Source organism: Micromonospora trifolii, assembly GCF_050516465.1.
GTDB lineage: Bacteria > Actinomycetota > Actinomycetes > Mycobacteriales > Micromonosporaceae > Micromonospora > Micromonospora trifolii.
The window spans coordinates 5,000,784-5,012,879 of the sequence record NZ_CP191526.1 but is presented as its reverse complement, the minus strand read 5'-3'; the positions used below and the strand labels follow the sequence as shown (position 1 = coordinate 5,012,879).

Genomic DNA, 12,096 nt, shown 5'->3' with positions numbered 1-12,096 from the left:
CCGGGCGACCTCCGGCGGTACGTCGCCGAACCGGGCGCCGATGGCGAAAGCCCCGTCAGGCGGCCTCGTCGTCGGGGTGCAGCACACACCAGACGACCTTGCCGTCCGGTACGGCACTGCTGCCCCAGCGACGGGTCACCGTGTCGATCAGCAGCAGGCCCCGGCCGCCGGCCCGGGTCGGCGGGGATATCCCGGCGAACGTCGGCTGACGCGGGGAGTGGTCGCGAACCGCCAGGTGCAGGGTGGTCTCCTGGGGCGCCAGTCGAACCGTCATCGGGGTCCGGGCGTGCGCCACCACGTTGTTGACCATCTCGGTGATCGCGATGCACGCCGGGTCGATGAGCGTCGGCATGCCCCAGCGCTCGCAACCGGTGGTGACCAGCTCGCGCGCCTGCCGGGCGGCTCCCACCGCCGGAGCCAGTTCGGCGGTGAGCACCGCCGCCAGTGGTGTCGCCGCGACAGCGGCCAGCGCCCCGTCGAGCGTCGGCCAGGCCGGCACCCCGGCGAGCGCGGCGTCCGGGTGGGCGGGCCCGTCGACCGCCGGGTCACACAGCAGCAGGTCCGCGGCGGGCCAGTCGGCGACCTCCCGGCGTACGTCGGCGAAGACGCCCCGCCCGGCCGGGTCGACGACCCGCAGGCCGGTCACGTCGGCCACCACCGGGCCGGGCCGGGCCAGCAGACGGGCGAGCAGCGCGCCGCGCAACGCCTCGGCGCCGGCGGCATCGAGCACACCGGTCAGCCGGACCACCGCTGACGACTCGTCGATTTCCACGAGACAGCTCGACATGATCGCCCCATTGTGCGCGCCGGTGACGGTCAGCGCATTCGGGCGCTCGACATCGGCCATCAGCGGTCCGACCGGGAGCGGCGGTTGATGGCCGCCAGGGTGCCGACAGCGGTGCCGGCGGCGGCCAGACCGAACGCGGCGGTCATCCGCACCAACTGTCGCCGCCGACCGTTCCAGCCACCGTCCTGGCGTGCCTGAGCATCGGCGTGGAACACGTTGCCGCTGCTGTCCACCCGGGCACCCGGGCCGAACTGGGTGCGGTGGGCGTACCAGCCGAGGGTGCGCTCCATCAGCGCGGGCGCCAGCCGCCACTGGAGGCCGATCAGCCGGGCCGCGCCGCCGGCGTACGCCTCGCGGCGGGGCCGGCGCAGCAGCCGGACGATGGTCTCGGCGACCACCTCCGGCGGGTAGACCGGAGGAGGCGGCACCAGATCTCGGCCGCTGTGGTTGCCGGTGTGCCGGAAGAACGGGGTGTCGATCGTGGCCGGCAGCACAGTGCAGACGGAGATGTGACCGCGACCGGTGACCCGCAGCTCCTGCCGGACGGTGTCGGCCAGCCCGCGGATGCCGTGCTTGGTGGCGTTGTACGCCGACTGGTACGGCATGGCCACCTCGGCCAGCACCGAGGCGTTGTTGACCAGCACACCGCCACCGGCGGCGCCCAGGTAGGGCAGGGCCGCCTTGATGCCGTGCACCGCCCCGAGCAGGTTGACCTCCAGCACCCGGCGGAACTCGGCGACCGGGATCTCGTCGAACAGCCCCACGGCGCTCACCGCGGCGTTGTTCACCCAGGCGTCGATCCGGCCGAACTCGGCCGCCGCCCGATCGGCCAGCCGTCGCACCGACTCCAAGTCCGTGACGTCGGTCGGTACGACCAGCGCTTGGCCGCCCAGCTCCCGGCAGCGCTGCGCGACCTGTAGCAGGGCGGGCTCGCTGCGGGCGGCCAGCACGACGGCGGCGCCCCGGCGAGCCAGTGCGTACGCGGTCGCCGTGCCGATCCCGCTGGACGCGCCGGTGATCACCACGGTCGAATCGTCGAGACTGCGGGTCAGCGGCATTCCTGAGCGGTACCCCCGGCCGGGCCTGGTCACACCGACGACGGCTTGTCGATCATCGTCGAACCCTGCTGTCGCGTGTCGCGTGTGCTTGCCGTGGCGCAAGTGTCGGTGGCACTCGCGCGGACTCTTCCCGATCTGCCAGGTTTCGGCTCAGCGTCGCGGGGTTAATGGGACGCTCTGACCGGGAGGACCACCGCCGAGGAAAGATCGCAGGGAGGTGACCCATGCGCGTCGGCCTCGTCTGCGCGCACGCCAGTTCCTACCGCCACGCCGACGGCCCGCCGGTCGGCACCCGACAGCACACCGCGCGGGTCGCTGCCGAGCTGGCCGAGCGAGGCCATGACGTCCGGCTCTACGTGCGCCGCGACGACCCGACGCTGCCGGCGACGACGAACGTCGACGGCTATCAGGTGCACCAGGTGCCCGCCGGCCCGCCCAACGCACTACCCACCGCCGAGCTGATCCCGTACGTGACGGAGGTCGGTCGCTGGCTGGCCGACGACTGGTCGGGTGCCTGGCGGCCCGAGGTGGTGCACGGGCACTACTGGGTCGGTGGCCTGGCCGCCGCGCACGCGGTTCGGGAGACCGACATTCCGGTGGTGCAGACGTTCCACTCGCTCGGCATCGAGCAGCTGCGTCACCTGGGCGGCCATTACGACGGGCCGGGCCAGCGGATCACGCTGGAGCGCGCGTTGACCCGAGCGGTCGACATCGCCGTGGCCCAGTCCAACGACGAGGTCGACGAGCTGACCCGGATGGGTCTGCAACGCAGCTCGGTCGCGTTGGTGCCGGCCGGCGTCGACATCGACCTGTTCCATCCCGATGGCGAGGCCGCGCCGCGCGAACAGCGGCCCCGCATCCTCTCGGTGGGCTCGCTGGCCGCCGGGCACGGCCAGGAGGACCTGATCCGGGCGATGCGGCTTGTCGGTGACGCCGAGCTGGTGATCGCCGGTGGGCCGCCGGCCGACCAGTTGGCCAACCACGCCGAGGCGCGCCGGCTGCGTGAGCTGGCCGAACAGCTCGGCGTCGTCGACCAGGTACGGCTCGTCGGGGCGGTGCCGCACGACCAGATGGCCACCTGGTACCGGTCGGCGGACGTGGTCGCCTGCACGCCGCACTACTCCTCGGCCGGGCGGGTCTCGCTCGAGGCGATGGCCTGCGGGGTGCCGGTGATCGGCTACGCGATGGGCGGCCTGGCGGACGCCGTCGTCGACGAGGTCACCGGCCGTCTGGTGCCCCCCGGTGACGTACGCGCACTCGGAGTGTCGATGCGCCGGCTGCTCGCCGACAACGCCGGCCGGTTCGCGTACGGGCACGCCGCGGTGGACCGGGTGCGCAGCAGCTACACCTGGGAGCGGACCGCCGGCGCGTTGGAACGCCTCTACGAACGGGTGGTGAGCCGCCGCAAGCCGGTCGAGGCTTGAGTCGGCGGTGCTGTAACCGCTCTGCTGTGGTGCGGTGCCGGATGGTCAGCCCGGCCGGCCGGCACCGACCATGGCGCGGTCCCGACGGCGCGCCACCGAGCGGTGCTGCTGCGGTTCGGCGTACCGGGTCAGGCCGATCACCGCGGCCAGGGTGACCAGGAAGCCGGCCGCGGCCAGCCACTCCCGCCCCGGCCAGATCTTGTCGTTGAGCAGTAGCAGGCCGACGATCGCGGCCGGCACCGCACCGGCCGCGTCCATCGCGGCGACCGCAGCGGTCGTCGAGCCGCGCTGCATGGCCAGACCGAGCAGCAGCTGACCGACGATCGAGTGGGCGATCAGCAGGTAGAACAGCGGGTCGGCGAGGAATGCCTCGGCGGACGGCGCGGATGCCAGTGGCCGGGCGGCGACCGCGGCCGAGCTGAACGCCAGCCCGGCCAGTGAGCCGAGGGCCACCGAACCCGGCGCCCCGCGCAGCCGGACGGCGAAGACACCGAGCACCGCGATCACGCCCAGCGCCACCAGCAGGGCGATCGAGCCGGCGGTGCCGAGCTGCTTCGACGGCGCCGGCCGCGCGGACAGCACCAGCGCGGTGATCCCCGCGAAGAGCAGCGCCAGCAGCACCACCTCCGCCGCCGGCAGCCGCCACTTGAGCACCAGCACCCCGAGGATGGCGGTCACCCCGAGCCCGGCGGCCACGCTGGCCTGCACGAGGAACAGCGGCAGGTCCCGCCGGGCCAGGAAGGCGAGCACGAAGCCGCCGATCTGACAGCCGAGGCCGATCAGGTACGTCCGGTGCCCGGCGAGGCGCAGCAGCAGGCCCGGATCGAAGGTGTGGTGGACCGTGGTGCGGGCCGCCGCCACCGACTGGAGCAGGTTGGCGAAGCCGTACGCGACGATCATCGCCGCGAGAAAGCACCAACCGGAGGAGACCACCTGGCGAGGATAGAGGTTGCCGGGGGTCAGCGCTCGGCTGGTCGATTGAGGCGGGCGAGGATGTCGGCGTGCAGCACACCGTTGGTGGCCACCACGCTGCTGTCGGTGCCCGGGGCGCCGGCGGGGGCCGGTTGTCCGGCCAGATCCGTGACGGTGCCACCCGCTTCCGTGACGATCGGCACCAGCGCCGCCACGTCCCACACTGACAACTCCGGCTCGGCCATCACGTCAAGTGCCCCCTCGGCCAACAGCATGTAGCCGTAGAAGTCGCCGTACGCCCGGTTGCGCCAGCTGCCCCGCATCAGGTCGAGCACCGCGTCGAGCCGCCCGACTTCCTCCCACCCGTTCAGTGACGAGTAGCAGAAGCTGGCGTCCGCGACCCCACGCACCGCGGACACGCCGATCCGTTCGCCCGCGTCGGGGCCCGGCCCGGCGTACGCGCCCGCGCCCGCGCTGGCCCACCAGCGTCGTCCGAGCGCTGGTGCGGACACCACGCCGACCGCCGGCCGATCGCCGTCGTATAGCGCGATCAGGGTGGCCCAGATCGGTACGCCACGGACGAAGTTCTTGGTGCCGTCGATCGGGTCGATGATCCACCGGCGGCCGTTCGGGTCGGCGGACGGCTGCGCGCCGTACTCCTCACCGAGCAGGCCGTCGGCCGGTCGGCGCTCGGCCAGCAGGGCGCGGATCTCCCGCTCCACGGCGGTGTCCGCGTCGGAGACCGGGGTCAGGTCGGGCTTCGCCTCGACGCGAAGGTCGAGCGCGCGGAACCGGGCCGTGGCGATGGCGTCGGCCCGGTCGGCGAGCAGGTGGGCGAGGGCGAGGTCGTCGGCGTACCCGGTCATGCCCGGCAACCTAGCCCACGCCCGTCGGGTCACTCGTCGGGCCCGCGCCGGTCACCCTCGCCGGGACCGCGCTGGTCGCTGTCGCCGCGCGAGTCACCCTCGCCGGCCCGGGAGGCGAGCAACCGACGGTACGAGGCCAGCCGGCGCGGGTCGGCCTTACCGGCGGCCACCCACGCGTCCAGCCCACAGTCGGTCTCGTCGGCCGTGTGGGGGCAGTTCGGTGGGCAGTCGACGGTGCCCTCGACCAGGTCCGGAAAGCCGTGCAGCAGGCTGTCGGCCGAGACGTGCGCCAACCCGAAGCTGCGGATCCCGGGGGTGTCGATGATCCAGCCCGGGTCGGTGTCGATCCCGGGCACCGGTGGCAGCCGTAGCGCCACCGCGCTGGTCGAGGTGTGCCGGCCCCGGCCGATCGCGCTGACCACGCCGACCGCGCGCAGCGCGTCCGGAACGAGGCGGTTGACCAGCGTCGACTTGCCCACGCCGGAGTGCCCGACCAGCACCGACACCTTGCCGCTGAGCAGCGAACGGAGCGCGTCGAGGTCGGAGTCGGGGCGGTTGAGCACGTACGGCAGCTCCAGCTCGGTGTAGTAGCCGAGCACCTCCTCCGGCCCGGCCAGGTCGGCCTTCGTGAGGCAGAGCAGCGGCTCGACGTCCGCGTCGTACGCGGCCACCAGGCAGCGGTCGATGAACCCGGTACGTGGCGGTGGGTCGGCCAACGCGCTGACGATCACCAACTGGTCCGCGTTGGCCACCACGACCCGTTCCAGCCGACCCTCGGCGGTGGTCTCGTCGTCGTCGGCGGTGCGGCGCAGCACTGAACGGCGCTCGGCGATCCGGACGATGCGGGCGAGTGCGCCCTCCGCGCCGGACGTATCGCCGACCAGGCTGACCCGGTCACCGACCACCACCGACTTGCGGCCCAGCTCGCGGGCCCGCATGGCGGTGACCGTGGGCAGCTCGGCGCCGACCACGCCGCGCTCGGCCCCGGAGAGCACGCAGGTGTAGCGCCCCCGGTCGACGGCGATGACGAACCCGTCGACCGCGTCGGTGTGCTGTGGGCGGGTGCGCGTACGCGGGCGCGACGACTTTCCGGGCCGGACCCGTACGTCGTCCTCGTCGTACTCCCGCCGTTTGGTCGCCAGGACCTGTCCTCTTCTCGCGTCAGCTCTTGCCGGTCACCATCGCTGACCATAGTGCCGGGAACTCGGGCATGGTCTTGGAGGTACACCCCACGTCGTCCACCTCGATGCCCGGAACGGCGAGCCCGGCCACCGCGGCGGCGTGCGCCATGCGGTGGTCGTGGTAGGTGCGGAAGACCGCGCCGCGCAGCGGTCGGGGCCGGATCTCCAACCCGTCCGGTGTTTCGGTGATGTCCGCCCCGAGCCCGCCGAACTCGCGCGCGAGCGCGGCCAGTCGGTCGGTCTCGTGGCCACGGATGTGCCCGACGCCGGTGAAGACCGACGGCGAGTCGGCCAGCATGGCCAGCGCGGTCAGCACGAGGGTCAGCTCGCCGACGTCGGAGAGGTCGGCGGTCAGACCGTGCACCACGCCGGTGCCACGGACGGTGAGCCCGTTGGTGGAGAGGGTGACCTCGCCGCCCATCCGCTGTAGCAGCGAGCGGAGTTTCTCGACCGGCTGCGCGCTGCTGTGCGGCCAACCCTGCAAGGTGACCTCGCCACCGGTGACCAGGGCGGCGGCGAAGAACGGCACGGCACCGGAGAGGTCCGGTTCGATGTCCCAGCCGCGCCCGGTGAGCGGGCCGGGCTCGACGGCCCAGACGTCGGGGGTGCCGTCGTCGACCGCCGCACCGGCGGCCCGCAGCATCTGCACCGTCATCCGAAGGTGCGGCGCGGAGGGCACCGGCGGGCCGACGTGGCGGACCACGACGCCCCGGTCGAAGCGCGGGGCGGCCAGCAACAGCCCGGAGACGAGTTGGCTGGAGGCGGATGCGTCGATCACCACCTCGCCGCCGGTGACGCGGCCGGTGCCGAGCACGGTCAGCGGCAGGCTGCCGGTGCCGGTGACGTCGATCCGAACGCCCAGCGAGCGCAGCGCGCCGACCAGCGGGCCGAGTGGCCGGGTGCGCACGTACGGGTCACCGTCGAAGGTGACCTGCCCGTCGGCCAGGCCCGCCACCGGTGGCACGAACCGCATAACGGTGCCGGCCAGCCCGACGTCGACGTGCGCGGGGCCGGCCAGCGGGTGCGGTCGGACCAGCCAGCGCTCGTCGTCGCTGATCGAGACGTGCGCGCCCATCGCTCGCAGGCCGGCGGCCATCAACTCGGTGTCGCGGGCGCGCAGTGGCCGGGCCAGCGTCGACGGGCCGGCGGCCAGCGCGCTGAGCACCAGGGCCCGGGCGGTCATCGATTTGGAACCGGGCAGGCGCAGCGTCGCCGCCACCGGGTCGGATGCGGTCGGTGCGGTCCACGGCTGCGGCGGCCGGGTCGCGGTCAGGTTCCCCACGGTTACATTCTGCCGTGTCGGCGGGTGGACGGCGGCGCCCGGCGCTCGTACTCCCGGTTGGCGGGACAGCCGACGGGGTCTCCGACGCGTTAGCGTGTGCCCCATGTGCGGCAGGTACGCGACCACTCGGAGCGCCGGCGAGCTGAGCGCGCTGTTCGAGTCTTCCGACGACTCCGACGGCCTGGTCCGAGCGGATCACAACGTCGCGCCGACCGACCCGGTGCCACTGGTCCGGGTCAGCCCGGAGGGGCACCGCAGCCTCTGTGTCGGCCGCTGGGGTCTGCTGCCGCACTGGTCCCGGTCCGTCTCGGGAGCCGCCCGCATGATCAACGCGCGAGCGGAGACGGTGGCCACCAGCCGGGCGTACGCCGGCTCCTTCTCCCGTCGCCGTTGCCTGGTCCCGGCCGACGGCTGGTACGAGTGGGTCCGGCTGCCCGACGGCGAGCGACAGGCGTACTTCATGACCCCCCGGGACGGTTCGGTGCTCGCGCTGGCCGGCATCTGGTCGGTCTGGGAGTCCGACGCCGAGACCCGGCTCACCTTCAGCGTGCTGACCACCGCGGCGCTCGGCGACCTGGCCGAGGTGCACGACCGGATGCCGGTGCTGCTGCCACCCGAGCGTTGGTCGTCGTGGCTCGCGCCGACCGACGAACCGGGGCGGCTGCTCACGCCGGCGTCGGCGGAGCAGTTGGCGGGGTTGGAGATCCGCCCGGTGGGTGCGGCGGTGGGAGACGTTCGTAACGACGGGCCGCAGCTGACCGCCCGGGTGGCGGTGGCGCCGACGGTGACACCGCAGGAGCTGACCCTGTTCTGACGCGCTGTGCATCGTCGTCCGCCGATTTGCCAGGGTTCCGCTCGATTCGTCTCCTGACTGTTTAGTCATGTTCCCGGCAGACCCTTGTCCCGGTGTTGTGAAGTGCGATAGAACACAGCGCCGGTAGTGGCTGTCGATCCGCACGGGGCGGACGACGTCCACAGATTTTGCCGGTCCCACGGGGGAGGTGGGTGGATGACACGGGCACGTATGCCGCGCCCGCACGAGGTGGCGGCGGCGCGGCGAGATCCGCGACTGCTGCGGGCCGTGCGAGAACGGCGAGAGGACGACGCGTGGCGCACCAGGGGAACCTGCCAGAGCGTCGATCCGGAGACATTCTTTCCGGCACCGAACGAGCCGGCGGACGCCGCCGTCGCGCTGTGTCGCAGTTGTGACGTGCAGGGGTCCTGCCTGGCCTGGGCCCTCGACGTCGGTGACTGCCACGGCGTGTGGGGCGGCACCACGCCGCGGGAACGACGGGCGATGCTGGTCGCCTGGCGCGGCGAGGTCGAACCCGACCCGGACGCCATCGACGACGCCGGCCCGCCGGTGCGCGATCGCCTGCTCGCCCTGGTCCCGCTGAGCTGATCGGCGGCCGGGTTCGCACCCGACGCCCGTCCGGCGGCGCAGAATAGGCCGGTGCCAGCCAGCAACGAGATCGACACCCCGCGCGGTCCGGCGTGGATCGACACCGACCTGCCGGTCCGCCCGGCCACCGCTCTGCTCGTGCTCGGGCACGGCGCGGGCGGCAGCGTCGACGCGCCCGACCTGCTCGCGGTCCGGGACGCGTCGGTGGCGGCCGGCCTGGCGGTGGTCCGGGTGACCCAGCCCTACCGGGTAGCCGGCCGACGTGCGCCGGCGCCGGCAGGTCACCTCGACGAGGCCTGGGCGGCGGTGCTCGCCGTGCTGCGTGACCGGCACGCCGGCGTGCCGACGGTGGTGGTCGGTGGGCGTTCCAGCGGTGCTCGGGTGGCCTGCCGGACGGCCCGTGCGGTGGGCGCGGTGGGCGTGGTCGCGTTGGCCTTTCCACTGCACCCGCCCGGCCGGCCGGAACGCTCGCGGGCCGCCGAACTGGACACCGGCCTACCGACGTTGGTCGTCAACGGCGACCGGGACCCGTTCGGGACGCCGGAGCCGGGGCCGGCCGTGCAGGTGGTGAGCCGTCCCGGTGAGACGCACGATCTGCGCCGGGATCCGGCCGGCACCGCCACCGCCGTGCGCGACTGGCTGTCCGCCCAGGGTTGGGCGGCCAACTGACCCGCCGCGGCCGGCTCGCCGGGGCGACCGTTTCCGGCGCCGGGCACGGGTCGTTGCATCCGATGGTGCCGCCGGCCCGATCAGGGCCGGTGACACCAGTCCTCCCAGGCCCTTCCTGGTCCCAGCGCCGGCCGCCGTCGGGGCCGGGACCAGGAACGGGAGGGCCGGACGGAATGCCCCAGTGGTCATCTCGCGTTACTACCCCCGGACGACTTTTCTGCGAGGGGGGTGACCGGTGCCAACCGAGACACGAAGCCTGGAACGGGACGAACGGGACGCCCGGCAGCTGAAGCGGCTGCTGGATGGCCCGGAGTGGCCCGCGACGGCGGGACCGGGCGGGGTGGGTGCGGTGAGCACGGGCACACCGGCTGGAAGTGAATCTGCGGGCAGGTCCGTGCGCGTATCCTCGGCGGGAAAGCATCCGACGCGAGGGGATGTGCGGTTGACCACCGAGAAGACGGACGAGCGCAGGGCCCGATTCGAGCGGGACGCGATGCCATTCGTCGATCAGCTCTACGCTGCTGGGCTGCGGATGACACGCAACCCGGCGGATGCCGAGGACCTGGTCCAGGAGACGTACCTGAAGGCGTACGCGGCCTTCCACCAGTTTGAGCAGGGCACGAACCTCAAGGCCTGGCTCTACCGGATCCTGACCAACACCTACATCAACTCCTACCGCAAGCGGCAGCGCCAGCCGATCCAGGCGCCCACCGAGGAGATCACCGACTGGCAGCTCGCCGAGGCCGAGTCGCACACCTCCAGCGGGTTGCGCTCGGCCGAGACCGAGGCACTGGACCGGCTGCCGGACAGTGACGTCAAGGAGGCCCTCCAGCAGTTGCCGGAGGAGTTCCGCCTGGCCGTCTACCTCACCGATGTCGAGGGCTTCTCCTACAAGGAGGTCGCGGACATCATGGGCACGCCGATCGGCACCGTGATGTCGCGTCTGCACCGGGGCCGTCGTAATCTGCGCAAGCTGCTCGAGCGTTACGCGGGGGAGCGGGGCTTCAGTGCGGCCCGCTCAGCGAAGGGCTCGACCGCCGCTGCCGGCCGGGAGGTGTGACGTGAGCTGTGGGGAGCCGCACGAGACGGACTGCCGCGAAGTGCTCGCGGAGGTGTATCTCTACCTGGATCTGGAGTGCGCCGACGAGCGCCGCTCGCTGATCCGGCACCACCTGGACGAGTGCGGGCCCTGCCTGCGCGAGTACGGGCTGGAGCAGGAGGTGCGGGCGCTGGTGGCGCGTTGCTGTGGCAACGAGACCGCGCCGGATGAGCTGCGTGAGCGGCTGCGGGTCAAGCTCACCGAGCTGGTGGTCTTCGAGACCAGCGACTCCCGTGAGCTGGCCGACTGAGCGTCTGAGTTGGCCGATCGAGCGTCGGCACCAGCTGGCAAGACCGGTGGCCCGGGTCGATGTCGACCCGGGCCACCGGTGTACCCGGCCTCGGCCGGCTGAGCGGCGACGGGCAGTCGGCCCGTCGACCCGTTCAGGAGTTGGGACGCTTGCCGTGGTTCGCGGCGTTCTTCTTACGAGCCTTCTTCTTCCGGGACTTCTTCGCCATGCTGACCTCCTCGTGATGGGTCGGATCCGTCCTGCGCACGACCTCGGCGCGGATGCGGCCACCGGCGGTCCGGCGTCGGGTCCGACCCGCTGATGGTAGTGCGGCCGACACCCGCCGCCTTCCCCAGGGCGGGCCTGTCATCCCGGCTGTGCCGCTGCCCGCCCGTCGCCGGTCGGCGCATGATTGGATACATCGGCAGGCACGTCGCGAAGAGGGAGGGCCTGGACATGGCCGAGGAGATCCGCGCCGAGATGGTGGCCAACGTCTGGAAGGTCGTCGCCACGGCGGGTGACACGGTGACCGAGGGTGACACCCTGGTGATCCTCGAGTCGATGAAGATGGAGATCCCGGTCGTCGCCGAGTCCGATGGCGTGCTCCAGCAGCTCGTCGTCAACGAGGGCGACGTCGTGCAGGACGGTGACCTGATCGCGGTGATCGCTTGACCGGGTTGCGGGTCCGTCCGGCCGAGTCGGCCGACTTCCCTGCGGTGGCCCGGCTGACCGTGGCCGCGTACGAGGCGGACGGCCAGCTCAAGGGCGAGCACGGGTACGGCGAGGTGCTGGCCGACGTGTCGACCCGAGCCGTCAACGGCGAGGTGCTGGTCGCGGTCGACGAGGTGACCGGGGCGGTGCTCGGCTCGGTGACGTTCGTGCTGCCGGGCACCCCGTTCGCCGAGCTGTCCGGGCCGGGCGAGGCGGAGTTCCGGATGCTCGCGGTCGACCCTGGCGCGCAGGGGCGGGGCGTCGGTGCCGCGTTGGTCGAGGCGTGTGTCGAGCGGGCGACCGGGTTGGGTTGCACGGCGGTGGTGATCTGTGTCCGGGCCGGGATGGCCGATCCGGCGCACCGGCTCTACTCGCGGCGCGGGTTCGTCCGTTCGCCGGAGAAGGACTGGTCACCGGCGCCGGGTGTGGACCTGCTCGGCCTGCGGCTGGAGCTGACGCGCGGCTGAGCCGCCGGC

At 72.9% G+C, this 12,096-nt stretch carries 15 protein-coding genes; 8 read left to right on the top strand and 7 right to left on the bottom strand.

Features of this window, described 5'->3' with window-relative positions; all coding sequences use genetic code 11:
* Window positions 1-55: 55 nt before the first annotated feature.
* The gene (locus tag ACQRWP_RS23215; RefSeq protein WP_430497686.1) at window positions 56-847 is read right to left on the bottom strand and encodes an ATP-binding protein; all 792 of its coding nucleotides are present in this window, start codon (window positions 845-847) and stop codon (window positions 56-58) included.
* Entirely contained in the window at window positions 847-1,845 is a 999-nt protein-coding gene (locus ACQRWP_RS23210) for an SDR family oxidoreductase (protein ID WP_430497684.1), read from the bottom strand. Before ACQRWP_RS23210 ends, ACQRWP_RS23215 begins: the two co-directional genes overlap by 1 nt.
* A gap of 224 nt (window positions 1,846-2,069) precedes the next feature.
* Between ACQRWP_RS23210 and ACQRWP_RS23205 the strand changes: the two genes are divergently transcribed.
* Window positions 2,070-3,269 carry a glycosyltransferase gene (locus ACQRWP_RS23205; RefSeq protein ID WP_430497682.1) on the top strand — a complete coding sequence of 400 codons (1,200 nt, stop codon included), beginning with the start codon at window positions 2,070-2,072 and terminating at the stop codon, window positions 3,267-3,269.
* 45 nt (window positions 3,270-3,314) lie between these two features.
* Here the strand turns inward: ACQRWP_RS23205 and ACQRWP_RS23200 are convergent, their stop codons facing one another.
* From ACQRWP_RS23200 to aroA, 4 genes are all read right to left on the bottom strand, one after another.
* Window positions 3,315-4,169, bottom strand: coding sequence for a hypothetical protein (locus ACQRWP_RS23200; protein ID WP_430503271.1), 855 nt, complete (start codon window positions 4,167-4,169; stop codon window positions 3,315-3,317).
* A gap of 59 nt (window positions 4,170-4,228) precedes the next feature.
* Complete coding sequence (gene hisN / locus ACQRWP_RS23195; protein ID WP_430497680.1) at window positions 4,229-5,047, bottom strand: histidinol-phosphatase; 819 nt, start codon at window positions 5,045-5,047, stop codon at window positions 4,229-4,231.
* 29 nt (window positions 5,048-5,076) lie between these two features.
* Window positions 5,077-6,072: a ribosome small subunit-dependent GTPase A gene (gene rsgA / locus ACQRWP_RS23190; RefSeq protein WP_430503270.1), complete on the bottom strand. Its 996-nt coding sequence runs from the start codon at window positions 6,070-6,072 to the stop codon at window positions 5,077-5,079.
* A 136-nt stretch (window positions 6,073-6,208) separates the two neighbouring features.
* Window positions 6,209-7,510: a 3-phosphoshikimate 1-carboxyvinyltransferase gene (gene aroA / locus ACQRWP_RS23185; RefSeq protein WP_430497678.1), complete on the bottom strand. Its 1,302-nt coding sequence runs from the start codon at window positions 7,508-7,510 to the stop codon at window positions 6,209-6,211.
* A gap of 103 nt (window positions 7,511-7,613) precedes the next feature.
* On the opposite strand from aroA, the gene ACQRWP_RS23180 reads away from it, so the two are divergent.
* From ACQRWP_RS23180 to rsrA, 5 genes are all read left to right on the top strand, one after another.
* The gene (locus ACQRWP_RS23180; RefSeq protein WP_430497676.1) at window positions 7,614-8,324 is read left to right on the top strand and encodes an SOS response-associated peptidase; all 711 of its coding nucleotides are present in this window, start codon (window positions 7,614-7,616) and stop codon (window positions 8,322-8,324) included.
* Between the two features lie 195 nt (window positions 8,325-8,519).
* Entirely contained in the window at window positions 8,520-8,912 is a 393-nt protein-coding gene (locus tag ACQRWP_RS23175; RefSeq protein ID WP_354943108.1) for a WhiB family transcriptional regulator, read from the top strand.
* Window positions 8,913-8,963: 51 nt separating this feature from the next.
* Window positions 8,964-9,581 carry an alpha/beta hydrolase family protein gene (locus ACQRWP_RS23170; protein WP_430497674.1) on the top strand — a complete coding sequence of 206 codons (618 nt, stop codon included), beginning with the start codon at window positions 8,964-8,966 and terminating at the stop codon, window positions 9,579-9,581.
* A gap of 235 nt (window positions 9,582-9,816) precedes the next feature.
* Window positions 9,817-10,641 (top strand): sigma-70 family RNA polymerase sigma factor, encoded by an 825-nt coding sequence (locus ACQRWP_RS23165; RefSeq protein ID WP_112583674.1) that lies wholly within the window; start codon window positions 9,817-9,819, stop codon window positions 10,639-10,641.
* A gap of 1 nt (window position 10,642) precedes the next feature.
* Window positions 10,643-10,930: a mycothiol system anti-sigma-R factor gene (rsrA, locus tag ACQRWP_RS23160; protein ID WP_030336658.1), complete on the top strand. Its 288-nt coding sequence runs from the start codon at window positions 10,643-10,645 to the stop codon at window positions 10,928-10,930.
* Between the two features lie 133 nt (window positions 10,931-11,063).
* Here the strand turns inward: rsrA and ACQRWP_RS23155 are convergent, their stop codons facing one another.
* The gene (locus ACQRWP_RS23155; protein ID WP_372433306.1) at window positions 11,064-11,138 is read right to left on the bottom strand and encodes a 50S ribosomal protein bL37; all 75 of its coding nucleotides are present in this window, start codon (window positions 11,136-11,138) and stop codon (window positions 11,064-11,066) included.
* Between the two features lie 221 nt (window positions 11,139-11,359).
* On the opposite strand from ACQRWP_RS23155, the gene ACQRWP_RS23150 reads away from it, so the two are divergent.
* A complete protein-coding gene (locus tag ACQRWP_RS23150; protein WP_181518367.1) occupies window positions 11,360-11,581 on the top strand; it encodes a biotin/lipoyl-binding carrier protein in 222 nt (73 codons plus the stop codon).
* Window positions 11,578-12,087, top strand: a complete 510-nt coding sequence (locus ACQRWP_RS23145; RefSeq protein ID WP_430497671.1) for a GNAT family N-acetyltransferase — start codon at window positions 11,578-11,580, stop codon at window positions 12,085-12,087. The genes ACQRWP_RS23150 and ACQRWP_RS23145 overlap by 4 nt, the downstream gene beginning before the upstream one ends.
* The last annotated feature ends 9 nt before the right edge of the window (window positions 12,088-12,096 follow it).

What these genes read in the sequence shown, in the direction of transcription:
- ACQRWP_RS23215 (WP_430497686.1), bottom strand. Translation starts at nt 847, where the DNA reads ATGGCCGATGTCGAGCGCCCGAATGCGCTGACCGTCACCGGCGCGCAC.
- ACQRWP_RS23210 (WP_430497684.1), bottom strand. Translation starts at nt 1,845, where the DNA reads ATGCCGCTGACCCGCAGTCTCGACGATTCGACCGTGGTGATCACCGGC.
- ACQRWP_RS23205 (WP_430497682.1), top strand. Translation starts at nt 2,070, where the DNA reads ATGCGCGTCGGCCTCGTCTGCGCGCACGCCAGTTCCTACCGCCACGCC.
- ACQRWP_RS23200 (WP_430503271.1), bottom strand. Translation starts at nt 4,169, where the DNA reads ATGATCGTCGCGTACGGCTTCGCCAACCTGCTCCAGTCGGTGGCGGCG.
- hisN (WP_430497680.1), bottom strand. Translation starts at nt 5,047, where the DNA reads ATGACCGGGTACGCCGACGACCTCGCCCTCGCCCACCTGCTCGCCGAC.
- ACQRWP_RS23180 (WP_430497676.1), top strand. Translation starts at nt 7,614, where the DNA reads ATGTGCGGCAGGTACGCGACCACTCGGAGCGCCGGCGAGCTGAGCGCG.
- ACQRWP_RS23175 (WP_354943108.1), top strand. Translation starts at nt 8,520, where the DNA reads ATGACACGGGCACGTATGCCGCGCCCGCACGAGGTGGCGGCGGCGCGG.